The sequence below is a fragment of the Cytobacillus sp. Bac17 genome, from assembly GCF_024519925.1.
GTDB lineage: Bacteria > Bacillota > Bacilli > Bacillales > Cytobacillaceae > Cytobacillus > Cytobacillus pseudoceanisediminis.
On record NZ_JALJRC010000022.1, the window covers coordinates 61,746 to 86,615 of the forward strand.

The 24,870-nt window shown below is 41.1% G+C and carries 24 protein-coding genes and 6 tRNA genes; 5 read left to right on the top strand and 25 right to left on the bottom strand.

Annotated features, from left to right (window positions below; translation table 11 throughout):
• Window positions 1–102 precede the first annotated feature (102 nt).
• Window positions 103–876 carry a general stress protein gene (locus NR125_RS21240; protein WP_009336367.1) on the top strand — a complete coding sequence of 258 codons (774 nt, stop codon included), beginning with the start codon at window positions 103–105 and terminating at the stop codon, window positions 874–876.
• 399 nt (window positions 877–1,275) lie between these two features.
• Window positions 1,276–1,764, top strand: coding sequence for a hypothetical protein (locus tag NR125_RS21245; RefSeq protein ID WP_157380295.1), 489 nt, complete (start codon window positions 1,276–1,278; stop codon window positions 1,762–1,764).
• Window positions 1,765–1,812: 48 nt separating this feature from the next.
• Here NR125_RS21245 and NR125_RS21250 read toward each other — a convergent pair whose 3' ends face one another.
• Both NR125_RS21250 and NR125_RS21255 read right to left on the bottom strand, forming a co-directional pair.
• A complete protein-coding gene (locus NR125_RS21250; RefSeq protein WP_217027339.1) occupies window positions 1,813–1,947 on the bottom strand; it encodes a BA3454 family stress response protein in 135 nt (44 codons plus the stop codon).
• A 302-nt stretch (window positions 1,948–2,249) separates the two neighbouring features.
• Window positions 2,250–2,816 carry a hypothetical protein gene (locus NR125_RS21255; RefSeq protein WP_217027336.1) on the bottom strand — a complete coding sequence of 189 codons (567 nt, stop codon included), beginning with the start codon at window positions 2,814–2,816 and terminating at the stop codon, window positions 2,250–2,252.
• Window positions 2,817–2,967: 151 nt separating this feature from the next.
• Here NR125_RS21255 and NR125_RS21260 point away from each other — a divergent pair, with 151 nt between their 5' ends.
• Window positions 2,968–4,191 carry an MFS transporter gene (locus NR125_RS21260; protein ID WP_251264950.1) on the top strand — a complete coding sequence of 408 codons (1,224 nt, stop codon included), beginning with the start codon at window positions 2,968–2,970 and terminating at the stop codon, window positions 4,189–4,191.
• A gap of 252 nt (window positions 4,192–4,443) precedes the next feature.
• Here NR125_RS21260 and NR125_RS21265 read toward each other — a convergent pair whose 3' ends face one another.
• Window positions 4,444–7,527, bottom strand: coding sequence for an efflux RND transporter permease subunit (locus tag NR125_RS21265; RefSeq protein ID WP_256816110.1), 3,084 nt, complete (start codon window positions 7,525–7,527; stop codon window positions 4,444–4,446).
• A 94-nt stretch (window positions 7,528–7,621) separates the two neighbouring features.
• On the opposite strand from NR125_RS21265, the gene NR125_RS21270 reads away from it, so the two are divergent.
• The gene (locus tag NR125_RS21270; RefSeq protein ID WP_009336376.1) at window positions 7,622–8,458 is read left to right on the top strand and encodes a TetR/AcrR family transcriptional regulator; all 837 of its coding nucleotides are present in this window, start codon (window positions 7,622–7,624) and stop codon (window positions 8,456–8,458) included.
• Window positions 8,459–8,594: 136 nt separating this feature from the next.
• Here the strand turns inward: NR125_RS21270 and tnpA are convergent, their stop codons facing one another.
• The 15 genes from tnpA to sigW form a co-directional block, all read right to left on the bottom strand.
• On the bottom strand, window positions 8,595–9,077 hold the full coding sequence (gene tnpA, locus NR125_RS21275) for an IS200/IS605 family transposase (RefSeq protein ID WP_251266566.1): 483 nt from the start codon (window positions 9,075–9,077) through the stop codon (window positions 8,595–8,597).
• Window positions 9,078–9,290: 213 nt separating this feature from the next.
• Complete coding sequence (locus NR125_RS21280) at window positions 9,291–9,929, bottom strand: O-methyltransferase (protein ID WP_256816105.1); 639 nt, start codon at window positions 9,927–9,929, stop codon at window positions 9,291–9,293.
• Window positions 9,930–9,944: 15 nt separating this feature from the next.
• The gene (locus NR125_RS21285) at window positions 9,945–10,271 is read right to left on the bottom strand and encodes a hypothetical protein (RefSeq protein WP_009336380.1); all 327 of its coding nucleotides are present in this window, start codon (window positions 10,269–10,271) and stop codon (window positions 9,945–9,947) included.
• Window positions 10,272–10,409: 138 nt separating this feature from the next.
• Complete coding sequence (locus NR125_RS21290; protein WP_026041659.1) at window positions 10,410–11,435, bottom strand: siderophore ABC transporter substrate-binding protein; 1,026 nt, start codon at window positions 11,433–11,435, stop codon at window positions 10,410–10,412.
• Between the two features lie 208 nt (window positions 11,436–11,643).
• Window positions 11,644–12,411 (bottom strand): iron ABC transporter ATP-binding protein, encoded by a 768-nt coding sequence (locus NR125_RS21295; RefSeq protein WP_009336384.1) that lies wholly within the window; start codon window positions 12,409–12,411, stop codon window positions 11,644–11,646.
• Window positions 12,408–13,361, bottom strand: coding sequence for an iron chelate uptake ABC transporter family permease subunit (locus tag NR125_RS21300; RefSeq protein WP_009336386.1), 954 nt, complete (start codon window positions 13,359–13,361; stop codon window positions 12,408–12,410). The genes NR125_RS21295 and NR125_RS21300 overlap by 4 nt, the downstream gene beginning before the upstream one ends.
• Window positions 13,351–14,304 (bottom strand): ABC transporter permease, encoded by a 954-nt coding sequence (locus tag NR125_RS21305; protein ID WP_009336388.1) that lies wholly within the window; start codon window positions 14,302–14,304, stop codon window positions 13,351–13,353. Before NR125_RS21305 ends, NR125_RS21300 begins: the two co-directional genes overlap by 11 nt.
• A gap of 341 nt (window positions 14,305–14,645) precedes the next feature.
• Entirely contained in the window at window positions 14,646–15,035 is a 390-nt protein-coding gene (locus NR125_RS21310; RefSeq protein ID WP_009336391.1) for a ribbon-helix-helix protein, CopG family, read from the bottom strand.
• Window positions 15,036–15,327: 292 nt separating this feature from the next.
• A complete protein-coding gene (glmS, locus tag NR125_RS21315; protein WP_256816106.1) occupies window positions 15,328–17,130 on the bottom strand; it encodes a glutamine--fructose-6-phosphate transaminase (isomerizing) in 1,803 nt (600 codons plus the stop codon).
• Window positions 17,131–17,225: 95 nt separating this feature from the next.
• On the bottom strand, window positions 17,226–17,351 hold the full coding sequence (locus NR125_RS21320) for a hypothetical protein (protein ID WP_019381148.1): 126 nt from the start codon (window positions 17,349–17,351) through the stop codon (window positions 17,226–17,228).
• Between the two features lie 279 nt (window positions 17,352–17,630).
• Complete coding sequence (gene glmM / locus NR125_RS21325) at window positions 17,631–18,980, bottom strand: phosphoglucosamine mutase (RefSeq protein WP_009336396.1); 1,350 nt, start codon at window positions 18,978–18,980, stop codon at window positions 17,631–17,633.
• Between the two features lie 34 nt (window positions 18,981–19,014).
• Window positions 19,015–20,337: a CdaR family protein gene (locus NR125_RS21330; RefSeq protein WP_217035966.1), complete on the bottom strand. Its 1,323-nt coding sequence runs from the start codon at window positions 20,335–20,337 to the stop codon at window positions 19,015–19,017.
• Complete coding sequence (gene cdaA / locus NR125_RS21335; protein ID WP_009336400.1) at window positions 20,330–21,157, bottom strand: diadenylate cyclase CdaA; 828 nt, start codon at window positions 21,155–21,157, stop codon at window positions 20,330–20,332. Before cdaA ends, NR125_RS21330 begins: the two co-directional genes overlap by 8 nt.
• A 177-nt stretch (window positions 21,158–21,334) precedes the next feature.
• Complete coding sequence (locus tag NR125_RS21340) at window positions 21,335–21,970, bottom strand: anti-sigma factor family protein (RefSeq protein ID WP_019381151.1); 636 nt, start codon at window positions 21,968–21,970, stop codon at window positions 21,335–21,337.
• A gap of 17 nt (window positions 21,971–21,987) precedes the next feature.
• Window positions 21,988–22,551 carry an RNA polymerase sigma factor SigW gene (gene sigW / locus NR125_RS21345; protein WP_048008702.1) on the bottom strand — a complete coding sequence of 188 codons (564 nt, stop codon included), beginning with the start codon at window positions 22,549–22,551 and terminating at the stop codon, window positions 21,988–21,990.
• Window positions 22,552–22,725: 174 nt separating this feature from the next.
• Between sigW and NR125_RS21350 the strand changes: the two genes are divergently transcribed.
• Window positions 22,726–22,884 carry an aspartyl-phosphate phosphatase Spo0E family protein gene (locus NR125_RS21350; RefSeq protein WP_019381152.1) on the top strand — a complete coding sequence of 53 codons (159 nt, stop codon included), beginning with the start codon at window positions 22,726–22,728 and terminating at the stop codon, window positions 22,882–22,884.
• A 41-nt stretch (window positions 22,885–22,925) separates the two neighbouring features.
• Here NR125_RS21350 and rocF read toward each other — a convergent pair whose 3' ends face one another.
• The 7 genes from rocF to NR125_RS21385 all read right to left on the bottom strand — a co-directional run bounded on the left by rocF (window position 22,926) and on the right by NR125_RS21385 (window position 24,814).
• Window positions 22,926–23,831, bottom strand: coding sequence for an arginase (gene rocF, locus NR125_RS21355; protein WP_256816107.1), 906 nt, complete (start codon window positions 23,829–23,831; stop codon window positions 22,926–22,928).
• A 214-nt stretch (window positions 23,832–24,045) separates the two neighbouring features.
• A tRNA-Ala gene (locus NR125_RS21360) sits at window positions 24,046–24,121 on the bottom strand.
• Between the two features lie 7 nt (window positions 24,122–24,128).
• Window positions 24,129–24,203, bottom strand: a tRNA-Gly gene (locus tag NR125_RS21365).
• Between the two features lie 68 nt (window positions 24,204–24,271).
• A tRNA-Lys gene (locus NR125_RS21370) sits at window positions 24,272–24,344 on the bottom strand.
• A 154-nt stretch (window positions 24,345–24,498) separates the two neighbouring features.
• Window positions 24,499–24,573: transfer RNA gene (locus NR125_RS21375), tRNA-Gln, on the bottom strand.
• A gap of 65 nt (window positions 24,574–24,638) precedes the next feature.
• Window positions 24,639–24,722, bottom strand: a tRNA-Tyr gene (locus NR125_RS21380).
• A gap of 16 nt (window positions 24,723–24,738) precedes the next feature.
• Window positions 24,739–24,814: transfer RNA gene (locus tag NR125_RS21385), tRNA-Thr, on the bottom strand.
• Window positions 24,815–24,870: the final 56 nt, after the last annotated feature.

Sequence of the window (24,870 nt, forward strand, 5' to 3'; positions counted from 1 at the left end):
AAGGGGAAATTATTAGTAATTTTATCCACGCGGTTTATGGATGTGATGAAAAAGGTATGTACACCAATAGATAAGCAATAAATTATAAGGAGGATGATGAACATGGCAACAAACAAGCATATTGTAGGTGCATATGATACAGAGCAAGAAGCCATTCAAGCGGTTGAAAAGTTAAGAGCGGAGGGATACCGCCCTGAAGACATTTCCGTAATCAGCAAAAATAAAGATGATGTAGATGCCGTTACAGAAGAAACAGGCACAAAAACGGAAGAAGGATTAGCTGCCGGAGCGGCAACAGGCGGAATTCTTGGAGGACTAACAGGTCTTCTGGCCGGTGTAGGCGCATTGGCGATTCCCGGTATCGGGCCGATTGTGGCAGCCGGACCAATCGCTGCTACATTAACAGGAGCTGCTGTTGGCGCAGGTGCCGGCGGTATTGCAGGAGCACTTATCGGCATGGGTATTCCTGAAGAGGAAGCACATCGTTATGAAGCTGATGTCAAATCAGGGAAAATTCTTGTGTTAGTCGACCCTGAAACTAAATCCACCGATTTTACTGACGGCTATACAGATACAAATCGTTCTGTTCTGGAAGGAGACCGGACAACCTATACAAACGCTGATCCTTTAAACCCCGGGGAGCTTGACCGCGGAACGAATGCTTTTAAGGATAACGCCAGAAACAGCAGCAGTGTTTGGACAGATGAGAATCTGGACTCAAACCGTCCGCTAAGCGAAAAGCTTGACGACACGACAACAGATGACTATACAGACCGTACTGTTTCGGCCTACAACGATGATGTGGATACCCGCTACAGAGATGCTTATGATTTTAATAATGTAAGGGAGAACCGCAATAACCCTTATAAAGGATAAAGAAAAAGGAGCTTTTCCCAAGAATGGGATGAGCTCCTTTTTTGCGTTTATATAGATAGTGGCAGCAGCTTTCACATTTCAATACTGGATCTGAATTGAATAAATTCCAGATTTTTCAGGTTTGTCTGAATTATTTTTCAAAGTTATACTTAAATGTAATGGAATGGAAAAACAGAAACCTAGCGGGGGGAAATGATAATGAGAAGAGTGTTGCCAGCACAAATTATTTCTCATAGTCAATTTGGTTATAGGAAGATACCATCAAGTGTCCAATGCGAGTGCCCTAAATGCAGTAAACCGAGCCTTTTTACGATAAAGGCAAATTATAATCATACAAGCAAGTCCAGTATACTTTCACATGGAGGTTGTTCTGCCTGCAAAAAGGAATCGGTTTTTATCATGATTCTTAATCAAGCTGAACAATCGAGCGACGAGACTATTCTCTATATCTATGATCCCAATTCAGCGAAAGAGCTCCTGACTCAGCTTGAGAAAATAAAGGAAGTGCCGGGAGACCTGACAAGAGCCTACCGGTCGGCTTTAAATGTCAGCTATTCCAAAGATACGGTTGCTACTGCCGTGATGTCCAAACGGGTACTTGAAAGCATACTAAAGAACTTCCTCGGCGAAGAGGTCAAGGGGCAAAACCTTTCAAAGCAGTTTGAACAGCTGCCAGAGCATGTTGATTTAGCAAGGCCTCTGCAATCTTTAAGCCAGCTGGCACAGCCAGGCAGCGCCTTTTACCAGATGCTTGATCTCGAAAAAGATATTGATCAGGAAATGGCCTCTTTGCTGATGGAGCTCTTAGAGAGTTTAATAGAGTACTTATTTGTCCTGCCGAATAAAATTGAATTGCTGCAGCAAAAACTAAATCAAAAATTGCATTGACCCACAATTAACCCCCTTATCTTCTGATTAAGGGGGTAATTTTTATTCTTAATTACTCAACTGTCTTTTGATCTGGTCTTCTGCCTGCTTTAAAATTTCCTCGTCGCCGGCTTCTTTATTTGTAATGATATTCGTTTGATATTTTAAACCTTCATAGTCAACAGTTACGGTAATTTCTTTCATCTCTCTTGATCCTTTCCTGATGTTTTATTATATAAATACCAACAAAAGGACGTTTTAAAACTTTTTACGTTTCTTCCCCCAAATATTGCCCGTTGATTTCAGCACGAGGCACTCGCTTTCCGTGGGGCGGGCACTAAGCCTCGGTCGAGCTCCGCGTCTGTGGGGTCTCACCTGTCCTACTCCTCCCACAGGACGTTGAATATGCTTCCTCGAGAAAACACCGCACGAAGAAAATGCGATAGCATTTTCGCTGGATTAGCACCTTCCGCTCCAATCAACTCAGTGAATAACTGTAGAACTCCTTATCCCTCTTTCACCTGCTCTTCGAAAATACACGCAAGCCTTTCTTTCATTTCCTTTTCCGTTACAACAAGGCTATGGCTGCCCATTTTTGTTTTAAGTATAAGTTCATAGCCTTCATTTACTTCTTGAGAATAACCATAGTATTTATGATTCAGATCGATTTTTTTGAAATGGAAGGATTGCAGCTTTTTCCATGGAACAAACTTGCTTCCGCTTATAAAGCCGTCATCATAGACAGCAAATACATTCAGCAGATCCTTGGCATTAATTAAAGGGATAAACAGAAGATAGAGATACGTCCAGCTGAATTTCATATTATATTTTCCGAATATAAACATAGCGATTAGAAAAGCCAGCATGACAGCATACATCGTTAGTCCCAGCTTGTTTTTTGAGATAACAGGGGCATCCGCAGATTTCTGGGGGAATTTCCTTACTGTTTTCAGGTCAGTCCTGTCAAAAGGAATAAGGGCAGGTTTCTTCATTTGTGCTATTAAAATAATGTAATGATAGCTGTAATAGATAACGATTAATAGAAATAGAACCTCGAAAATTAATTTCATCATACCCGCCTCCTTAATAATCTTTACGATTATCCAAAAGATAAAGTTTCATCGCTACAAAAAAACGTAAAATTATTGATTGTGCAAACAAACTAATTCGAATATAATCTAATTAGATATATATCGAATCAACATTCGCAGAGGTGCGGAAAAAATGACAAATTGGACTGTATGGAAACAGGAAGCAAATTATCAAAAGCTCTTTTGGGCTGGTGTCATTAATGGAATTGGAAATCGATTTACACAGGTTGCGCTGCTTGCACTTCTATACCACGTAACAGGTTCCGGAGTAGCAATTGGGCTGTTATTCGCCATTCGCATGGCACCTTTTTTCTTCATTGCTCCAATAGGCGGAATGCTGGCAGACCGTTTTTCCAAAAAGGCCATTCTCGTGGCAGTAGACTTGTTGAGAGTGCCTGCTGTCCTGGCGCTGCTTTTCGTAAGGGAGGCAGGGGATTTATGGATTGTTTACGCAAGTGCACTCCTAATCGCAACGGGAGAAGCCATCTACTCACCAGCCAGGATGTCTGCGATACCTGCCCTTGTAAAGTCAGATAGGCTCATATTTGTAAACGCGATTGAACAAGTCATGATCGGGGCCGTCCTCATTATTGGATCAAGCACAGGCGGAATTCTCGCCTACTTTCTAGGTAACAATGCCGCTTTCATGATTAACAGCCTTACCTTCCTGTTATCAGCATATCTAATCTCCAGGATGGTTTTCCCGGCTGTCTCTGAGGAAAATAGAGAAAGAACGAAAACATCCGCTGCCATTTCGCCAGCGAGACTTATACTTGGCTCTTCTGCACTGATTGCCTTTTTTATCATGATGCTGACCATGCCGCTCGCCAATGGTATTGACAATATTCTTGTAAGCATTTATGGTCTGGAGGTTTTTGATATGGGAGAATTAGGCGTTGGATTTATGTATGGAGCACTGGGGATTGGGCTTATTCTAAGTTCATTCTTTTCTCATATGATCAAGAAAGGCCTCCTTGTACTCGCAATCATCTTTATCGCTTTAGAAGGCACTGGCCATATTTTATTAAGCCTCGCACCAAGCTTTTATACAGCACTTTTCACTGTTGTGCTGATCACCTTTGCAGGCGGCCTTGGCAACATCTGCCTGGACACGGTCATGATGAAATTCATACCCCGATCAAGACAGGGAACCTTTTTTGGTTTAATGCAGATGGTTTCAAACCTTTCCCTGGCTATCTCCATGGGTGCAGCAGGATTCCTGCTGGAGATTTTTGACCCGAGGACTCTTAGCCTGATTATTGGCTTATCGTATCTTATTTTTACTTTTATGTATGCACTTCTGTTTGCAAGGGTGGATCTTGTAAAAGAAAAGAGGGAGTTTATTAGGGGAATGTAAGATTTTGGTCAGAGTTTGAGTATTGTTTTCACTATGATCTGGCTGGAAAGCTGATTTGACGCGAAGTGACCGATATCTATGGTGGTGAGGTGACCGATAAAAGGGTATTTTGACTGATATCCTTGCACAGGCTCTAAAATATTTGATATTGGCAATGAAAGACACCGCAAATTCATAGAAAATTTAATTCCAGCTAAAATCGCAGAAGAAACGCAAAAGCCCTGCAGGCTTTTAAACCTGCAGGGCTTCTTTTTAGTTTTCTTCAATTTCTCTGCGATTTTTCTTAAACATTTTAGATAATACTTCGTACACGATTGGCACAATAATAAGGGTCAATAGCGTCGAACTTGTCAGACCGCCGATAACGGTAATCGCAAGGCCTTTGGAGATAAGCCCTCCGCCGCCAGAGCCGATGGCCAATGGAATTAATGCACCAATTGTCGCAATGGCTGTCATCAGGATTGGGCGAAGTCGGGTTGCTCCTGCTTCCAGCACCGCTTCCCTCATGACCAGACCGTCACGTTCCATATGGATGATCCGGTCCACCAGAACGATGGCATTGGTTACGACAATACCAATTAGCATTAATAGTCCCATCATGACCGACACAGAAATGGTTTCGCCAGCAATCAATAAGCCAACGAAAGAACCAATCACGGCAAATGGAAGAGAGAAGAGAATCGCAAATGGCGCCACTCCTTCACGGAATGTAACAACCAGAATGAAGTACACAATCGCAATGGCTGCAAGCATCGCAGCGCCAAGCTGTGTGAACGTCTCAGTCATATCTGCCTGAACGCCCGCAACTCCGACTGTTACACCCTTAGGCAGATCCAATTCATCAATCGCTTCATCTGTTTTAGAAGTAGCCTTTGAGATGTCATCGCCCTTCACCGTACCTGACACGGTTGCGTAGTACTCGCCTTTACTGCGGGCAAGCGTATTATGCGTTGTACCTTCTTTCACTGTAACCAGCTCGGAAAGAGGCATAGTTGTACCCATCGCTGTCGGCACCTGTGTTGCCAGGATATCATCAATGGATTTCGGCTGTTCCGCTTGCTCCTGCTGGACAATGACTTCAAGCGTCTCACCGTCTTTTTCAATCGTTGTCAGAACATCCTTGGTGTTTGACGGATTCAGCATCATGACAATTTGTCCGGCTGTCAGACCATACTGCAGCAGTTCATCCTGCTCAACATTGAAGGTATATTCAACATATGCGTCTTCTGCACTTGAAGAAACATCCTCCAATTCTTCATTTTCCTTCATTACGTCTTCTACCATTTTGACAGAATCATTCAGTTTATCTAAATCTTCACTGTAGAATGTGTAGCTGACTTCATTGGTTGAACCGGACATAGAAGAGAAGTTCTGGCTCTTCCATTCACCTGATTGTCCGATATTAAACACATAATCTTCTATTTCTTCACGGACTTCAGGGAAATTATCCATTTCAGGGTCAAGGATCAGGTACATTAGGGCTCCGCCTGCTCCTCCGCCCATCATGGCAGACATTTGATCCGCTTCTTCGGTTACAGATATTTGAACGATGTCAATATCATCACGCTTTAGCATCTCTTCTTCTACTGCTTCAACGTTCTTTAATGTTTCATCTTTAAGTTCTCCAGCTTCAGGTGTGTATGTTAGATACATCACTTTCTCTTCTTCACTGCCCATAAAGCTGAATCCGATCATTGGTGTCAGAGCTACGCTGCCCGCCAGCAATACTACCGCAATGATGGATGTAATAATCTTATGATTAAGAGATTTCTCAAGAATGCCTTTATACCATTTTGATAGTTTTCCAGCTTCTTTATGGCTGCCTTCCGTTTTTTCACTGTACAGTTTCTTCCTAAACAAGAAGTGAGACAGCGCTGGAACGATTGTAATAGCTACAAGGAGTGAAGCACCAAGCGCAAACGTCATCGTCAATGCGAATGGCATAAACAGCTCGCCGACCATACCTCCTACAAAAATGAGCGGTGCGAATACAGCAACCGTTACTAATGTCGAGGAAAGGATTGGCTTGAACATCTCGATCGTAGCTTCACGAATAAGTGCCCGCCCTGTTAGTTTTTCTTCTTTTAAATGCAGGCGGCGGTAAATATTTTCAACCACAACGATAGAGTCATCAATTACTCGGCCGATCGCAACCGTAATGGCTCCAAGCGTCATAATGTTCAAGGTAATATTCATCCAGTTCAACAGCAGCAAAGCCATGAAAATCGAAACTGGAATAGATACGATTGAAATAATCGTGGATTTAAAATCACGCAGGAACAGTAAAATAATCAAGACTGCGATCAGCCCGCCAAACACGGCTTTTTCAATCATGGTTGAAACAGATTCTTCAATTGGCTTACCCTGGTCAAGTGAAAGATCTATAACGAGACCCTCGACCTTTTCTTTTTCTTCCTTGATTAAATCTTTGACACTGTTGACCACTTCAACGGTGTTTGCCTGCTGTTCTTTTACAATTTGGATCGCAATGGCATCATTGCCATTTGTGCGGGAAACAGATTGCACTCTGCCGACGGTATCAATCTCGGCAATGTCACTCAGCTTCACAAAAGGTGACTGGTTTTGTGCGGTTGGTGTTACCGGGATGAGCATGTTCTTTAATTCATCCTCGGTCATGAACTTGCCGTCTACTGCGACAGCCTGTTCTCCTTCCTCAAACTCGTAAAGTCCTAATGATACAGCCATGTTGCTTGCCTGAATCATTTCCTTTACTTTATCTTCAGTCAGTTCCAGCTCAGCCAGTTTTTCTTCGTTGTATGTGAGCTGCACCTCTTCCACATGCTGACCAGTGATGGTCGCTGAGGCTACACCATCAATTTTTTCAATTTTTGGAAGTAGAATATCTTCTACAGTTGAGGTTAACTCAACAATATCCTCTGATTTACTGCTTACACTCAGTGCAGCAACCGGCATCATATTCATGCTGATAGCCGTGATGGAAGGTTCCTGTGCTCCTTCCGGCAGCTCCACTGTATCAAGAGCTGATTGGAGAGCCCGCTTGGCCTCGTCCATATCAATACCATAGTCATATTCCACTTGGATATTTGACATGTTAGAATATGAATTTGAGTAAACTGATTTAACATCTTCAAGACCTTCTACGGCCTTTTCAATTGGGATGGACACATCTTCCATCACTTTTTCAGGAGTCGCCCCCGGATATACGTCCATTACCATTAAGTAAGGGATTGAGACATCCGGAATGGTCTCCATATTCATCCGCGTACCTGAATAGATGCCAGATACCGTGATAATAATTGTTAACAGCCAGACTGCAAGTTTATTCTGCAGGACGAAATTCACTAAACCTTTCACTTGTGCACCTACCCTTAATTGACTTGTTAGACTCAATTACATATAATAATGACTGGTTGGTCATTTGTCAATCAAAAAGGAGTGACACCATTACATGAGCAAAAAGCAATTAATTATGGAAAGCGCTTTAGAACTCTTTGCGAAGCAAGGGTTTGAAGCTACATCTGTACAGCAGATCACAGAGCACTCCGGTATTTCCAAAGGAGCTTTCTACTTATCATTCAAATCAAAAGATGAACTGATCATGGCCTTGATTGATCATTTTATGGAGCAATTTGTTTCAGATATTGACCATATAGTCAAAGACTCGAATAACACGGGAAAAGAGCTTTTAAGAAAGTTTTTTTATACCACATTCCACTCCTTTCAAAAGCATTCAGACTTTGCCAAGATTTTTATTAAAGAACAGGCACATACATTTAACGAAGAGCTTATATCAAAAGGGCGGCACTTTGACCAATTAATCGATGATATCACCCTATCCATGCTTGATCAGTTATATGGAGAAAGTGTCCAGCATACCAAATACGATTTAATCTATTGCATCAAAGGCTTTATGCATGTGTACTCTCACTTATTTTTATTTTTCAATGTGCCTTTGGATTTGGACCTTCTGTGCAGATCACTTGCAGAGAAAACAGAACTTCTTGCAAACAATTCGACTATCCCGTTTATAACCGACGAGCTTTACGAGATGTTCAGGAAGACGGGACATGAAGAGATGACTCACGGGCAACTAATTGAAATTATGGAGCAAAAAATAGAGGAATTAGAAGACTCGATTGAAAAGGAATCCCTCATCCTGCTAAAGGAGGATATACAGGAGCGCAGCTTGAATCCTGCTATCGTAAAAGGGCTGATTACAAATATCAGAAACAACCCTCATTGCAGATGGATTGCTTATCTGCTTCTCCATTACTATGAGGTTTAAACAATAAAAACCACGCGTGAGAACGCGTGGTTTTCTCTGCGGCTGAAAGCCTTTGTTGCTGACCAGACCCTAAAGGGCCTCTGAAAGGTTCGCCAAATGTACTACTTTTACTGGCCAGACCTCAAAGGCCTTCTATTTATTTCCGTTTCTTTTTCTGCACCTCTTCACCTGTAAATGGGTCAATATATTCCATCATACTTAATTGCTCTGCGACTATATCATCCTGTATTTGATTGCGTATATATTCTTCAATTACCTTCTTGTTTCTCCCTACCGTATCTGCATAATAACCAGTACACCAGAATTTTCGGTTCCCATATCTATATTTCAAGTTGGCATGACGATCGAAAATCATTAAGCTACTTTTTCCTTTTAAATATCCTACAAATGCAGATACACTTATTTTGGGTGGAATACTAACGAGCATATGTACATGGTCTTTACACGCTGTTGCCTCTATTATCTCTACACCTTTTCTTTCACAGAGAGTGCGAAGTATTTCTCCGATATCTTTTTTGATCTTTCCATAAATGACTTGCCTTCTATACTTCGGCGCAAATACAATGTGATACTTACAATTCCATGTTGTGTGTGCTAAACTATTAGTGTCTTTTGACATAAAAACTCCTCCGTATGCTGATATGTTGGTTGGCGAACCAAAAATATTCTAGCATCACGGAAGAGTTTTTTTAATACCACGCTGAAAGCTTTTCTGAACCCTAGGCCTAGCCTAGGGTTTTCTTTTCCATAATAAAAGGCAGAATGCTTTAGCAAGCATCCTGCTTTTTGTGTATGGTGCATATTTACCTTATATAGATTGCGAATAATGTTTTTATTTTTTTACTTTTGAGATAGTCAGCCCATCACCAATAGGAATAAGCACTGATTCCAATTGAGGATGGTTAGCCACTGTTTCATTAAATTTTTTCATGAATTCAGTATGACGTTCAGGTTCAGCACTCTCGTCTGCTACAGTGCCTCTGGCCAATACATTATCACAAACAATTAATGCTCCATTTTCCGCTAGTCTGATGCAATAATTTAGATAGTTTTCGTAGTTTTCTTTATCTGCATCGATAAAGAAAAAATCAAATTGTCTATTATCGCTAACAAGCTGTTCGAGACTTTGCAGAGCTGGTCCGGTTAAATATGATACTTGACTGCCAAAACCGGCTTTAGACAGATTAGTATTCGCTAATTCTGCGTAGCTCACCATAAGTTCAAGGGAAGTTAATGTTCCTGACCGATCGAGCCCTCTGGCTAAGCAAATCCCGCTATACCCCCCAAGGGCCCCGATCTCCAGGACATTTTTTGCCCCTGACATGGATACTAGCAGCGTAAGAAGCTTACCAGTAGAAGGAGATACTGAGATGGATCGCATACCGTTCTCTTTTATGGAATTAAGAACCTCCTCTAAAATATCATCTTGGCTGTAAAAAACTGAATCGATATATCTGTTAATTTGTTTCATTTTCCCCGCCCCTTTTTATTTTTTCTCTTCATTGGAATCTTCCTTGTCTTCCGTTTTGCTATTTACTGCTTCCCCTTCTTCAAATTCGTAAAGCTCAAATAACTGTACGAATTCGCTGATCACCATATCAATTGCTTTTAGTTCCCCGACTAGGATCGGATTAATTGATTGCAGCTCTGGTGTTTCTAATTGTTTCTTTAGTGCAGAGCGTTTAAGGCTCATTCTCTCTAAAAAGGTAAGGGCTCTTCCTCTGCGAAATGTTTTTGCACCGCGATCCCTTCGTTCATGACCATCTTTTTGATGTCTGTTTTCACCACGAACTCTATGTTTTTCGTTATTCATAGTAAGCCGCCTTTCTTCGTATACACATGTATACGATGCATCATTTTAAATTGTATACACATGTATACAACCAGTCAATAAAAAGGGACTGCCAGAGGGTCAGTTTTCACTGACATTCTGGACAGTCCCTTACATAGTTTATTTCAACTCAGCTAAAACTTCTTCAATTTTAGCAAGCTCGGATTGTAAACCGCCTCCGCTTAGGTACCATAGAGGTCCATCTAAGTAAACGATTCTTTTATTTTTAAAGGCATCAGTTTTCTTAATGATGTCGTTTTCCATATCAGCTTCAATATTAGAGTCGCCACCAGTAGCTGCTGTTCGGTCAATTACAAATAGCACTTGTGGGTTAAATTCCAGGACGGCTTCAAAACCGAAGTTAGAACCGTGAGAAGAAGACTCGATATCTTCTGTTACCGGCTTGAATCCATAAATGTCATAAATGTAGCCGAAACGGGAGTTTGTTGCAAAACCTGATAATTTACCTTCATTGTACATTGTAACTAGAGAGGTTTCGTAGTTTCCAGCTAAAGCTTTGATTTCTTCTAAAGCTGAATCATATTTTGCCATGTATTCTTCAGCTTCTGCTTCTTTATCAAACATTTTCGCCGCTAGATCTACAGAAGATTGGAATGTGTTCCAGTAATCAGTCTCAGAAGTACCAACAAACACGACAGGAGCGATTTCCTTTAATTCTTCATAGAATGCTGACTGACGCCCAGAGATAAAGATTACATCCGGATCCATTTCAGCGATATCTTCAAGTAAAGGTTCCTTTAATCCACCAACGCTTTTATACTCATCAGATGCGTATTTTTCAAGGTGAGCTGGCAGGGTAGAATCTTTTGCAACCCCAACAATTCCTTCAACACCTAGAGCATCTAATGTATCTAAGAAACCATAATCGAATACAGCAATTTTTTCTGGCATCTTTTCAAATTTCACATCTTCAAAATTAGTTGTACCACCCTCATTGCCTTCAGTTGAGGCAACTGTTGGAGATACCGTCATTGGATAAGCAGAGCTTCCTTCTGTTCCAGCTCCATTTGTTTCTTCCTCTGCACCTTTATCAGTTGATTCTTCTTTTGAAGCTTCTTCGTTAGAACCACATGCGGCAAGCAATAATACCATAGCTGCTAACAATGCATAAAATAGTTTTTTCATCTTTCTTAACTCTCCCTTTTCATTTATTATTTGATATTGATTATCATTATCAATCATGATGATAATTATTATTGAATAATCTTTATTAGTCAATAACTTTTTGATATTTTTTTAAATTATCTTCCAATTTTTCAATAATCTTACACAAAAAAGCTAATCCCTGAAGAAATCCAATAGATTTCTCCAGGTATATTTAATACTTCATTGTTTACGTATGTGAATTAAAATAGACACAAATTCTACAGCCATTCTGTTCTTGAATTGGAATATCCATATCATAAATTTCACGAAGCACATCAGAATTTATGATTTCACTGGTCGGCCCATTTTTCATCAGCCGGCCATTTTTCAACGCTACGATACGATCAGAATAAACAGATGCAAAATTTATGTCATGCAAAACAATGACAACTGTCTTTCCAAGTTCATCAACCAGCTTGCGCAAAATTTTCATAATTTGAACTGAATGCTTCATATCCAGGTTATTTAAAGGCTCATCCAGCAGGATATAATCCGTATCCTGAGCAATGACCATTGCAATGAACGCCCGTTGCTTTTGACCACCTGATAATTCATCTAAATATTTGCCTTCCATATCAGCTAAATTCATATATTCAATGGCTTGATCAACAAACTTTTCGTCTTCAGCCGCTAAGCGACCTCTTGAATAGGGATAGCGCCCAAATGACACAAGCTCACGCACTGTCAATCTCACATTAAGGTAATTGGCTTGTTTCAAAATGGATACTCTCTTTGCAAAATCCGAAGACTTCCACTTTTTCACATTATTCTGATCGAGTAATACCTCACCTGTATCTGCTTCTAATAAACGGCTTACCATAGAAAGAAGTGTTGATTTACCAGCACCATTCGGTCCAATAAAAGAGGTGATGGTCCCCGGCTCGATTGTGACTGTAACATCCTCTACAACAGGCTTTTTACCAAATTGTTTTGTTAATCCTTTGATTTCAATCATCCTGCTGCCCTACTTTCCTTAAGTAATAGATAAATAAAGTAAATACCGCCGATAAAGTTAATAATGACACTTAATGTTGTACGCAACTCAAAAATATGTTCCACAAGGAAATTACCGCCGACCAATGCAATAATACTGATCAAGCTCGCCCCTAATATGTGGATGGAGTGTTTATATGTCACCAGATATTGATAGGAGAGATTGGCAACAATTAATCCAAAAAATGTAATTGGTCCGACAAGCGCTGTAGATGTGGCAATTAAAACAGACGATAAAATTAAAATTCTCATTACCATGCCGTCATAATTAATGCCAAGATTTATCGCATTTTCGCGGCCCAGTGACATAACATCCAGTTTATCCATAATAAGGTAGCCATAGAGAAATGCAAGAAATAGGATGCCAATTGAAATAAATAATAACTCAGCCTTTACGTTTGTAAAGGTCGCAAACAACCGGCTTTGAAGACTCAAATATTCGACTGGATCTATCAATACTTGCAGGAATGTGACAAAGCTTCCCAGAAGTGTCCCTATAATCATCCCTATTAATAGAAGAAAATAGATGGGATGCTTATCAGCCCTGAACAAAAATCGATATAAAATCAGGGCAAAGACGACCATGGCAAAAATGGCTGCGCCAAAGTTTAAGTATTTATTTAACACCCACACTGACATCGACCCTGCAAAGAAGTAGATTAATGTTTGTACTACTTGATACATAGAATCAAGGCCCATAACAGAAGGTGTCAAAATACGGTTATGTGTAATTGTCTGGAACACAACTGTAGAATAAGCAATTGCGATTCCTGTTATAACCATCGCTGTAACTCTGAGCATACGCTTAGGAAAGGCATAATCAAAGCCGCCTTTAATATCATAAAAGCCATATAACAAAATAAACACAAGAGCAATAGCTGCTAAAATCATCAGTTTTGTACTATTTCGCATATGCTCTCCCCCTAAGCAGCATCGTTAAGAAGATTGCACTGCCTATCACTGCCACTGTTACATTAACTGGAATTTCATAAGGATGAATGATGATGCGCCCTAGAATGTCACATATTAATAAGAAGACAATCCCTAACACCGCTGTATGCGGAATTGTTTTGCGCAGGTTGTCACCTAAATATAAGGAGACAATATTGGGAACTATGAGTCCTAGAAATGGAATTACCCCGACAGTAAGGACAACCGTTGTCGATATAACCGCAACAAGGACCAGACCAATATTTAGTACTAGCTTATAGCTTAAACCAAGATTTCTCGCAAAATCTTCACCCATTCCGGCAACTGTAAATTTATTCGCATAAAGATACGCTAGAATAATAGCTGGAATACTAACATATAAAAGCTCATAACGGCCAGCAATAATCAAAGTGAAACTTCCCATAAGCCAGGAAGATATATTTTGCAGCAGATCCGCTTCATATCCAAAGAACGTTGTAATAGAAGATAGTATATTTCCATACATAATTCCAATTAACGGAACAAAGATAACATCTTTAAATTTTATACGATCTAAAATCTGCATGAAGAGAAATGTACCTGCTAAAGCAAAGGCAAAACTAAAAATAACTTGCTGTGTATAGGTTACATTCGTAAAAAACAGCATGGAAATTAAAATACCCAGTTTTGCTGCATCCAAAGTTCCAGCAGTTGTTGGTGATACAAACTTATTTCGGCTTAAAGACTGCATAATTAAACCGGCAATACTCATCCCTGCCCCCGCTAATATTATCGCTAATAACCGTGGGATGCGGCTGATAAGGAAAATATGTGTTTCATCTGATTCCCAATTGAGCAGATCCTTTGGCGTTATATCTATTGCTCCGATAAATAGCGAGATAAAAGACAGAACGATGGCTGCAATTCCTAACATCCATAATCTCATTAATAACCCTCATAACATATTTATTATCAATCAACAATTGAAAAAATTATTATTCCAAGTTAAGGAATAGGAGTAACTCTATAAAACTATTTTTAAAAGAATGATAATCATTATCATCTAATAGCAAAAAAAAGAACCTTGATATGTATAACTTTTTGGTTTATTGAAAATGATTATCAACTTGCCACCACAATTAATGTATCACAAAAAACAATAAAAGAAAAGAGGCAGATTGTAAATTCCGGCAATTGTCTAAATTTATTCTCACTTTAAGATATAGTAGGAAGCTCACATTAAAAGGAGATTCAAACAGAAAAGTTGAAACTCCCATTTGCTTGCCACTATAGTGTTTTAATTAGAACCCGAATAGCTTCCGATACGTCGATCTGATTCTCCTGGCAGTGATTCGTGAGCTGCCGATACGTTTCCTCATCCAGCCTTACATGAACAGTGTGTAAATATTTTTCAGAATCAAGTTTTTTTGGCCTTCCTCTCGTAACTTTTCTTTTGCCGCTGCCGTCTTTCCATACATTTATGATGACATATCCGTGTTTTTGAATCCAAAGATCACAATCATACTCTTTCCACATTGTTTTGGCTCTTTGCAGGAACTCAAGTTTGAATTTTACTAGCTCATCACCTTGAAGTCCTTTCATGATCGCTTTTTCCATCGCCTTATGCTCGTTAAATTGGAGAAATTGGTCGTAAGATTTGAATGTTAATTCTTTCATTATTCCGCTCCCATTATCTATTATCTATCTATAAAAATCATACCCTTTAAGAAAACGGTTGTAAATCCTGACTAAATCCGTAACTTCCTTCATTTTATTTACATTAGACGGCAAAATTTTTACTGTTTATATGAATGCTGAATGATACGCAATTTCTTATTAAAAAAAGACCCAATCCTGTAGTTGGATTGAGTCTTATTTGATCAGACAGTATGAATGTTGTGGAGCAGCAGTTTTCAATTCGGCATCCCCGACTTTACTGATCCAGCATTATTTTCAGTACAGACTTTCCTTACTCCACAGTAACCGACTTAGCCAGGTTACGCGGCTTATCTACGTCACACTCACGGTGCAGCGCAGCAAAGTAAGAGATTAATTGTAAAGGTATTACAGAGATAAGAGGTGTTAATAGCTCGTTCACTTCCGGAATGATAAAGCTGTCTTCTTCTGTTTCCAGCCCTTTCATGGAAATGATACAAGGGTTTGCTCCTCGGGCAACAACCTCTTTGACGTTGCCGCGAATGCTTAAGTTAACACTTTCTTGAGTTGCCAGGGCAATGATTGGCGTACCATTCTCGATTAAAGCGATGGTTCCATGCTTTAATTCTCCGCCTGCAAAGCCTTCAGCTTGAATATATGAAATTTCCTTCAGCTTAAGTGCACCTTCAAGGCCAACATAGTAGTCGATCCCACGGCCAATAAAGAACGCATTGCGTGTAGTAGAAAGGAATTTGCGTGCTATATCTTCGAACTCTTCCTTTGCATCGCAAAGGACTTCCATTGCGTTAGCAACAATGCCTAGCTCCTGAACAAGGTTGAAGTCCAGTTCCAATCCGCGGCTCTTCGCTGTAACTTCTGCAAGAATGGATAATACAGCAATCTGGGCTGTATATGCCTTTGTAGAAGCAACCGCAATTTCAGGACCGGCATGAAGCAATAATGTGTAATCTGCTTCACGTGATAGAGTTGAACCTGGAACGTTTGTAATGGTTAATGCCTTATGGCCCATTTTCTTCACATTTACAAGTACGGCACGGCTATCTGCTGTCTCGCCGCTTTGAGAGATAAAGATAAATAGCGGCTTCTCTGAAAGCAACGGAATATTATAGCCAAACTCACTTGAAATATGAACTTCAACTGGGATTTTTGAGATTTTTTCAATGAACTGCTTTCCAACAAGGCCTGCATGATAAGAAGTCCCGGCAGCAATGATATAAATGCGGTCTGCATCGTTCATCGCTTCAACGATTTCCTGGTCGATTGTCAGCTCGCCATTTTCATTTTGATACTTCTGGATGATTCTGCGCATCACTAAAGGCTGCTCATCGATTTCTTTCAGCATGTAGTGAGGATATGTTCCTTTTTCGATATCGCTTGCATCCAATTCAGCCGTATACGGATCACGGCTGATTTCCTCGCCATTCAGCGTCTGAATTTTAACAGCATCTTTTGTGACAATAACGATTTCTTTGTCCATTAGTTCAACATATTGATCTGTAACTTGCAGCATCGCCATTGCATCAGAAGCGACTACATTGAATGTTTCACCTAATCCAACCAGAAGAGGACTCTTGTTTTTCGCAACAAAAATCGTTTCATCGTTTTCTGCATCCAAAAGGGCGATTGCATAAGAGCCTTTTAAAAGTGTCAGCGTTTTGCGGAACGCTTCTTCAGTATTAGAACCTTCGTTCACGAATAATTCAATCAGCTGAACGATGATTTCTGTATCTGTATCACTTTTAAGGGCAACTCCCTGCAAATATTCGCGTTTTAAGATGTCATAGTTCTCAATTACGCCATTGTGAACAAGCGTAAAACGGCCGGAATTGCTTTGATGAGGGTGAGCATTTACTGTGCTTGGAACACCGTGAGTCGCCCAGCGGGTGTGTCCGATCCCTGTGTTTGCCATCACATCTTCATCAACAATATTGCGAAGGTCCGCAATACGGCCTTTTTCCTTGAAAACCTGAACGCCGTTATCATTCATAACCGCGATGCCAGCTGAATCATAGCCTCTATATTCAAGCTTTTCCAAGCCCTTTAATAAAATTTCCTTTGAATCTAAGTTTCCAATATATCCAACGATACCACACATACTTCTTTTCCTCCTAATAATGAAGGGGCAAGAAGCCTTTTCGGGGCAGTCCTGCCCCTTATCTCTGTTTTTTTATATACGCCGCTCCAGGGGCATTACAGCCTCTTGAATGAGCGTTTCTTAGTTTTAGCATTCCCTTCTCTTTGTGCATTCAGTTGCCAGAATGTTTTAAAGAAGAAATCATCGGTTGTGCTTTCAACCGGGAGGCATCCGCCGAACATTCGATAAACCTCCTCCTCGTCAACTGATCCTTACGTCCAGGATCAGTTCAGGCGCTTTATATTTAATTAATTTCTCACGATCCCCCTTTCTCTTCTTGAATAAAGATGTCCTGTATTCCTAAATACAAAAACAGGATTATCATACATCAAAGTCAGACTTCCGTCAACAGATAAATTAAGGCAGCTGCCAGCCTTCCATTTGGTTGGGGCTGTAAACTCCATATATAAAAATATGCATAAGGGAGTTCAGGAGTTCCCTTATGCATATGATTTGTGCTTTTATTCTTTTAATCCCATTTCACTTTCAACAACAGCAGCGATGCGCTCTACATAGGATGCGCAAAGTTCACCTGTTGGGGCTTCCGCCATTACGCGGACAAGCGGCTCTGTACCGGAAGGACGTACCAGAATCCGGCCGTTTCCGTTCATTTCTTCTTCAACCTGCGCAATGACTTCTTTCACTTTTTCATTGTCTGTCACATGATGCTTATCCGTTACACGAATGTTTACAAGCTTCTGCGGGAATTTCTGCATTTCATTCGCAAGCTCAGATAGCGGCTTCTTGGTTACTTTCATGATGTTAACAAGCTGAAGACCTGTCAAAAGACCATCTCCAGTTGTGATGTAGTCCAGGAAAATGATATGACCTGACTGTTCTCCGCCAAGGTTGTAGCCGTTCTTCTTCATTTCCTCCACAACATAGCGGTCGCCTACAGCTGTCTGAACACTTTCTACACCGTTGGCTTCAAGCCCTTTATAAAATCCAAGGTTGCTCATCACAGTGGAAACTACTGTGTTTTGCTTAAGTCTTCCCTGCTCCTTCATGTATTTTCCGCAGATATACATGATTTGGTCGCCATCAACAATATCGCCATTTTCATCAATGGCAATTAAACGGTCGCCATCTCCATCAAAAGCCAAACCTACATCTGCTTCTTTTTCCTTAACAAAGGCAGACAATGCCTCAGGATGAGTAGAACCGACTCCTGCATTGATATTTAATCCGTTAGGAGATGCTCCCATCATGGAAAGATCAGCATCAAGATCAGCAAATAGATGTGTTGCCAGCGGAGAAGTGGCCCCATGTGCACAATCGAGCGCAATGTGGATGCCTGAGAAATCTTCATCAACCGTCTGCTTTAAGTATTGAAGATACTTCTGTCCGCCTTCAAAATAATCATTTACCTGTCCCAGGCTGCCTCCGACCGGTCTTGGAAGCTGGTCTTCTGCCATATCCATTAATCCCTCAATTTCAGCTTCCTGATCATCGGACAATTTAAACCCATCCGGGCCAAAGAATTTGATTCCGTTATCTTCAACAGGATTATGGGATGCAGAAATCATTACGCCAGCTTCTGCACCCAGAGCTTTTGTTAAATAAGCGACGCCAGGCGTTGAAATGACACCGAGGCGCATAACTTCTGCTCCGATTGATAAAAGCCCCGCTACCAGTGCGCCTTCGAGCATATGGCCCGAAATACGGGTATCACGGCCGATTAATACTTTCGGACGATCATGGTCCTTCGTTAATACATAACCCCCAAAACGGCCCAGTTTAAAAGCCAGCTCTGGTGTCAATTCACTATTTGCAACTCCTCGTACTCCATCTGTACCGAAATATTTACCCATTTTATAATCGCTCCTTCTAACTTTAAAAACTATATTAAGCTTCTTCTTTTCGCGTAATTGTTATAGTCGCATTACCTGATGCAGGTTTTACATCCACCCCTGAAGGGCCATCAACATTGATTGGCACCTCATGATCACCTTCACCAAGGTCTGCCAGGCTCAAATATAGATTAAAATCCTCCGCTTTGAGATCCTGAACCGTGCTGCTTTTTCCGGTAACCGTAATACTTGTCCGTCCGGAAGCTGGATTTCTAAGGACTGCTTCATATTCTTCAGCTAAGCCGGCTAAATTGATGGGGAGGCTTGAAAAGGTTTTGGTTTCCTCTTGTTCCTGTGCCTGTGTTTCTTCAGCAGGCTCTTCGGTGTTTTCCTCTTCTCTATCAGCATTCTCTGCATTCTCCTCAGTACTAACGTCAATAGACGCCTTCACTGTCTTAGGGTCCACTGCAGAAATGCCATCCGGGATAATAACCGGCAAGGTGAGCACGGTATCTTTTTCAATCTTGCTGACATCCACCTCTACCCTGACACTTTCAGTCTCATTTAATATTTCTTCCCGGCCCGTTATGGAAGCCTCGTTAACATCGAGTTCAATCGAATTAATGGTAACACCATCTTGAGGGTCCCCCTTCCGGACGATCGTAACGGGAACCGTCTTGCTTAACTGCTTAACCGGCACTGTTACTTGAATTACTTGGGGTTCCACAATAACATCAAGCTTATTCATCTCACGGTCCAATACCCTGACAGTTGCTTCATCAGTGATTGTCTCGGTTATTGGTCCCTTTACATCCAAGGTTGCTTTAACAAAGCTGATCCGCTCGATCACTTCTTTTGCTCCTGTGATTTTTACCGTCTTTGGTTCCGCAGATGCCGCATCGGCTGAATACCCCTCACCAAGCAGGCCATTATTAAATTCTGCATCCACTTTAAACTCCTGGGTCACTTTTTCGTGGACTGTCACATCAGCATATTGCGGATTGATCGTCACATCAAGTTTATCTGAGATATCGCGGATCTTAATTTCCACTCTTTGAGAGCCGATTTCTGCATTTGTCAAATCTACATATACTTCAAAGTTCTGCAGTTTTTTAGCTTGCTCCAGATGGCTTTTTGGCCCTTCTATACTTAAGTCCACTGTTTCCGGAATACCGGTAACGACCAGATTTTCCGTATCATAATAGCTTTTCACCGGGACATCTTCAACAATGCCTGAATCCTGCTGGCCAGGAACGTTTATATCCTTTAATTCCTTATCTGCATCATAAACAGAGTCAAATAGAAAAAGTGCCAGAATCAAAGCAACAATTTTCATGAACCAGCGGGTATCTACCAATTTATCAATTAACTTATCCATTCTTTTTCCCCCTCCAGTTCCAAAGACCTGAAGAAGTCTGCTTTATTTTCTGTTGAACAAGCAATTCACTTGAAAGCATATCTTTAAAAGCTTCAGCTTTTAAATCACGGTGCAGCTCACCGTTTTTGGTTAAGGAAACACTTCCTGTTTCCTCCGAAACGATAATGGTAATACTGTCGGTTACTTCACTTATACCTAAAGCAGCCCTATGTCTGGTGCCGAGCTCTTTTGAGATGAATGGGCTTTCTGACAAAGGCAGATAACACGCTGCTGCTGCCACACAATTCTTTTGAATGATAACGGCTCCGTCATGCAGCGGTGTATTCGGTATAAATATATTAATCAGTAGCTCAGATGAAATTTTAGAATCCAGCTGAATACCGGTTTCAATATAATCGTTCAGCCCTGTTTCCCGCTCAACTGAAATAAGCGCCCCAATGCGGCGTTTAGCCATATAATCCACAGCCTTAGCAATGGATTCGACCAGTTTCTCCTGATTTTCCTCCTCCTGATTAGCTGTCCTTGAGAAGAATCTCCCTCTCCCCAATTGCTCCAATGCTCTTCGCAGCTCCGGCTGGAAAATGATGATGATGGCCAGAAATCCCCAAAGAAGCACTTGTTCCATCATCCAACCTAATGTTTGCAGGTGGAACTTGTCGCTTGCTACTTTGACCAGGATAATGACAAAAATCCCTTTTAGCAATTGGACAGCCTTTGTTCCTTTTACAATCATTATCAGTTTATAGATGACATACCAGACAAGGAGAATGTCTATTGTATTAGCCAACAATTTCAAAATAGAGAAATCTGCAAACGACATTATCCTTCCTCCAAATATATATTTCAAAAGCAATACATGCTTAAAGTTCCTTTATGTAACTTTCATATTATATCATATTTGACGCTAATTCCAATTTTGAGACAACAGACACTACCTGGAAAAATAAGTACACTAAGAATCCCTGCATTAAAGCAGGGATTCTTACTATGGTTATGTCTATTTCTCTTTATCTGTTTCTCCGCTTTCAAATACATTTACAGCATCCTTGGCTGCCTTTTTGATGTGGTACCACAGCCATTCGAAAATGGCATCAACCTCTTCGATTTCTCCGGTAACATTACCGGCTGAAGCCATATATTGCTGGCCATTGATGACCGTAACATTTCCGTCTATTTCGCCCTGGATTTCCAAGTCTCCGTTCTTAACTACTACATCGCCTTTTACCACTTCGCCTTCTGGTACAATCACCTTATCGTTCTCCACTACAAGGTTTGGCTGTTTGGAAACTGATAGTTGGTGATCCTGATCCCAGGATGATACGACGCTTCCCATCATCAGAACAAGAAAGAGGGATGCAGCAGTTAAAAGCGGATGATGCCTGAACCAGCGCTGGACCCCGACTTTCCGCTTTTCTTTGGGCAATTTCGCCATAACGTTTGCCGTGAAATTTTCAGGTGCCTGTATATGTGAAGTGCTTTGGACTAAAGCGATCGTCTTCTTTAATTCATGGAAATGAATTTGGCATTCCTCACAGTTCTGCAGATGTGCCCTTAATTCCTTCTCATGTTCGGCTGAGATCTCTTCATCTAGGTACTCATGCATATAAACAACCATTTCTGCTGGACATTTCAAAGTTCTCACCCTCTTTTTTAAACGTATCTTAATTGATTCCTAAGTGCTTCCCTGCCCCGGTGAATCCTGGTTTTAACCGTTCCCAGTGGAAGATCGAGCGTTTCACTGATCTCGTTCAGCGATAATTCTTCAATATATTTTAGAACAATAACCGAACGGTATTTTTCCGGAAGCTTCGATATTTCCCTTTGGATTGTTTCCTGCAGTTCCAGACTTTCTACATCTTCCTCCGGCAGCCTCGCATCTGAAGCAATTTGAGAATACATGTTCAGTCCATCCGTTCCTGCGACCTCTGCATCCAGATAATAATCAGGCTTCTTTTTTCTGATTCTGTCTATACAAAGGTTAGTGGCAATCCGATAGAGCCACGTCGAAAATTTCAAGTCGATATTAAAGCTGGCAATGTTTACATAGGCTCTTAAGAAAGCCTCCTGAGCGATATCCTCTGCCTCATGCCTGTTTCCCAGCATTCTGTAGCAAATCTGAAAAACTTTATCTTTGTATATTTCAACAACTTCAGCATAAGCATCCTGGTCGCCTTTTAATACTTGCTTTATCCTCTTCTTTACGATTGTCTCCATTTTTTTACCTCCGCTCCAGTGCGGCTAATCGATAATACGAATCGATAGCGGAAAAGGTTTCATTTTAATTAAAAAACATTCAATTTCTATATTAGCAAATTTTTACTTATTCTGGTTTATTTTTTTCCTTTTAGGGTATAAAAGTACTAAATTAATCGAAAAGGGTTGATTACGGTGTGTGTTAAGGAATTATTGAGAGATATTGAGGAATGCCGGTCAAGAATGATCCAGTTAACAGCTTCCGCTTCTTTTACAGACCACTCGGTAGTTGATACGAGCACAAAACTTGATCAGCTTCTAAATAAATATTATACACTCACAGCAAAAAAATGAGCAGAACTTGTTTACGTTCTGCTCATTTTTATTTCAATTATTTATAGAAGCTTCTCGCCAAATAGTGAACCCATAAGCGCGACCGCCACAGTAGCTGTTTTGTTTTTGTCATCCAGGATTGGGTTAACCTCTACAAACTCAGCCGATGTAATGATCTGCGATTCTGCAAGCATCTCCATGGCCAAGTGGCTTTCACGGTAGCTGATGCCTCCAATAACCGGAGTTCCAACACCAGGGGCATCATGCGGATCCAGCCCATCTAAATCCAGAGACAGATGAACACCATCTGTATTTCTTTCTTTTAAATATGTAATAGACTCCTCCATAACCTTTGTCATCCCAAGCCGGTCAATTTCGTGCATGGTGTATACTTTAATGCCTTTTTCCTTAATAAGCTCCCGCTCTCCTTCATCCAAAGATCTTGCCCCAATAATGACAATATTCTCTGGCTTAACCTTTGGAGCATATCCCCCTACATTGGTTAAAAGCGGGTGGCCAATTCCCAGGCTTACCGCAAGAGGCATGCCATGTATGTTCCCTGAAGGTGATGTTTCAGCTGTATTTAAATCCCCGTGGGCATCATACCAGATTACCCCAAGATTTTTGTAGTGCTTCGAAACACCGGCCAATGTTCCAATTGCGATGCTGTGATCCCCGCCCAGTACTAATGGAAAAGAACCACTTTCTATTGCTTTATCAACTTCTTCGCCCAGTTTTTCTGTTTTTTCAGCAATAAGGTCCAAGTTTCTAAGATTTGATTTTGGATCGATTTGAACTTCCGGACGGCCGATGGCAATATCGCCCTGGTCATAGATTTCTTCGAATAAACACTTTAATCGCTCATTCACACCGGCATATCGGATCGCACTTGGCCCCATGTCCACACCGCGTCTCATCTGGCCAAGATCCATTGGCATTCCAATTATCGATAATTTCTGTTTTTTCATAGTAAAGTCCTCCCTTTCCCTTCATACTCATATTTTAACCGCTTTCAAACACATGACTCAACTCGACAAAATCGTGTATATATATGCGGCTGCCGGAAAAGAAGCTTCTAAAAATACCATGGTAACTTTCTAAGTTTTGCCACTTATTGTTTTGTGAAATAAAATAAAAAATCCCTAAACCATACTGGTTTAAGGAATGTCGTATTATGTATGATGGTGGAGCCTAGCGGGATCGAACCGCTGACCTCCTGCGTGCAAAGCAGGCGCTCTCCCAGCTGAGCTAAGGCCCCATTTATTTGGAGCGGAAGACGGGATTCGAACCCGCGACCCCCACCTTGGCAAGGTGATGTTCTACCACTGAACTACTTCCGCAAACATATTTATATTCACAAGTAAGACCTTCAGGACTCGATTCCCAAGGTCTGTGTTTTTCTATAAAGTGAGCCATGAAGGACTCGAACCTTCGACCCTCTGATTAAAAGTCAGATGCTCTACCGACTGAGCTAATGGCTCGAAATATAATTCTGATGCCTAAACTTCATTTGCAGATGTGCTTCAAAGCCCTGCGGTCTTTGTCGCAGATTTTAAAAGCTTGCCATTCAGGATGTAACGCTTCGATGCTGCAATCTTTTAAAATCCTCTACCGACTGAGCTAATGGCTCAAAAATGGCTGGGCTAGCAGGATTCGAACCTGCGAGTGACGGAGTCAAAGTCCGGTGCCTTACCGCTTGGCTATAGCCCAATAATTACAAAATAAAAAGGACATTCATAGCTTGTCCAGTTTTTTGTGTTTTTATTAAAAATAAATGGTGGAGGGGGGCAGATTCGAACTGCCGAACCCGAAGGAGCGGATTTACAGTCCGCCGCGTTTAGCCACTTCGCTACCCCTCCATCTATAAAAAAAAGATGGTGCCGGCGAGAGGACTTGAACCCCCAACCTACTGATTACAAGTCAGTTGCTCTACCAATTGAGCTACACCGGCAAATATGGTGGAGGATGACGGGATCGAACCGCCGACCCTCTGCTTGTAAGGCAGAT

What these genes read in the sequence shown, in the direction of transcription:
- NR125_RS21240 (WP_009336367.1), top strand. Translation starts at nt 103, where the DNA reads ATGGCAACAAACAAGCATATTGTAGGTGCATATGATACAGAGCAAGAA.
- NR125_RS21245 (WP_157380295.1), top strand. Translation starts at nt 1,276, where the DNA reads ATGATTCTTAATCAAGCTGAACAATCGAGCGACGAGACTATTCTCTAT.
- NR125_RS21250 (WP_217027339.1), bottom strand. Translation starts at nt 1,947, where the DNA reads ATGAAAGAAATTACCGTAACTGTTGACTATGAAGGTTTAAAATATCAA.
- NR125_RS21255 (WP_217027336.1), bottom strand. Translation starts at nt 2,816, where the DNA reads ATGATGAAATTAATTTTCGAGGTTCTATTTCTATTAATCGTTATCTAT.
- NR125_RS21260 (WP_251264950.1), top strand. Translation starts at nt 2,968, where the DNA reads ATGACAAATTGGACTGTATGGAAACAGGAAGCAAATTATCAAAAGCTC.
- NR125_RS21270 (WP_009336376.1), top strand. Translation starts at nt 7,622, where the DNA reads ATGAGCAAAAAGCAATTAATTATGGAAAGCGCTTTAGAACTCTTTGCG.
- tnpA (WP_251266566.1), bottom strand. Translation starts at nt 9,077, where the DNA reads ATGTCAAAAGACACTAATAGTTTAGCACACACAACATGGAATTGTAAG.
- NR125_RS21280 (WP_256816105.1), bottom strand. Translation starts at nt 9,929, where the DNA reads ATGAAACAAATTAACAGATATATCGATTCAGTTTTTTACAGCCAAGAT.
- NR125_RS21285 (WP_009336380.1), bottom strand. Translation starts at nt 10,271, where the DNA reads ATGAATAACGAAAAACATAGAGTTCGTGGTGAAAACAGACATCAAAAA.
- NR125_RS21290 (WP_026041659.1), bottom strand. Translation starts at nt 11,435, where the DNA reads ATGAAAAAACTATTTTATGCATTGTTAGCAGCTATGGTATTATTGCTT.
- NR125_RS21295 (WP_009336384.1), bottom strand. Translation starts at nt 12,411, where the DNA reads ATGATTGAAATCAAAGGATTAACAAAACAATTTGGTAAAAAGCCTGTT.
- NR125_RS21300 (WP_009336386.1), bottom strand. Translation starts at nt 13,361, where the DNA reads ATGCGAAATAGTACAAAACTGATGATTTTAGCAGCTATTGCTCTTGTG.
- NR125_RS21305 (WP_009336388.1), bottom strand. Translation starts at nt 14,304, where the DNA reads ATGAGATTATGGATGTTAGGAATTGCAGCCATCGTTCTGTCTTTTATC.
- NR125_RS21310 (WP_009336391.1), bottom strand. Translation starts at nt 15,035, where the DNA reads ATGAAAGAATTAACATTCAAATCTTACGACCAATTTCTCCAATTTAAC.
- glmS (WP_256816106.1), bottom strand. Translation starts at nt 17,130, where the DNA reads ATGTGTGGTATCGTTGGATATATTGGAAACTTAGATTCAAAGGAAATT.
- NR125_RS21320 (WP_019381148.1), bottom strand. Translation starts at nt 17,351, where the DNA reads ATGTTCGGCGGATGCCTCCCGGTTGAAAGCACAACCGATGATTTCTTC.
- glmM (WP_009336396.1), bottom strand. Translation starts at nt 18,980, where the DNA reads ATGGGTAAATATTTCGGTACAGATGGAGTACGAGGAGTTGCAAATAGT.
- NR125_RS21330 (WP_217035966.1), bottom strand. Translation starts at nt 20,337, where the DNA reads ATGGATAAGTTAATTGATAAATTGGTAGATACCCGCTGGTTCATGAAA.
- cdaA (WP_009336400.1), bottom strand. Translation starts at nt 21,157, where the DNA reads ATGTCGTTTGCAGATTTCTCTATTTTGAAATTGTTGGCTAATACAATA.
- sigW (WP_048008702.1), bottom strand. Translation starts at nt 22,551, where the DNA reads ATGGAGACAATCGTAAAGAAGAGGATAAAGCAAGTATTAAAAGGCGAC.
- rocF (WP_256816107.1), bottom strand. Translation starts at nt 23,831, where the DNA reads ATGAAAAAACAGAAATTATCGATAATTGGAATGCCAATGGATCTTGGC.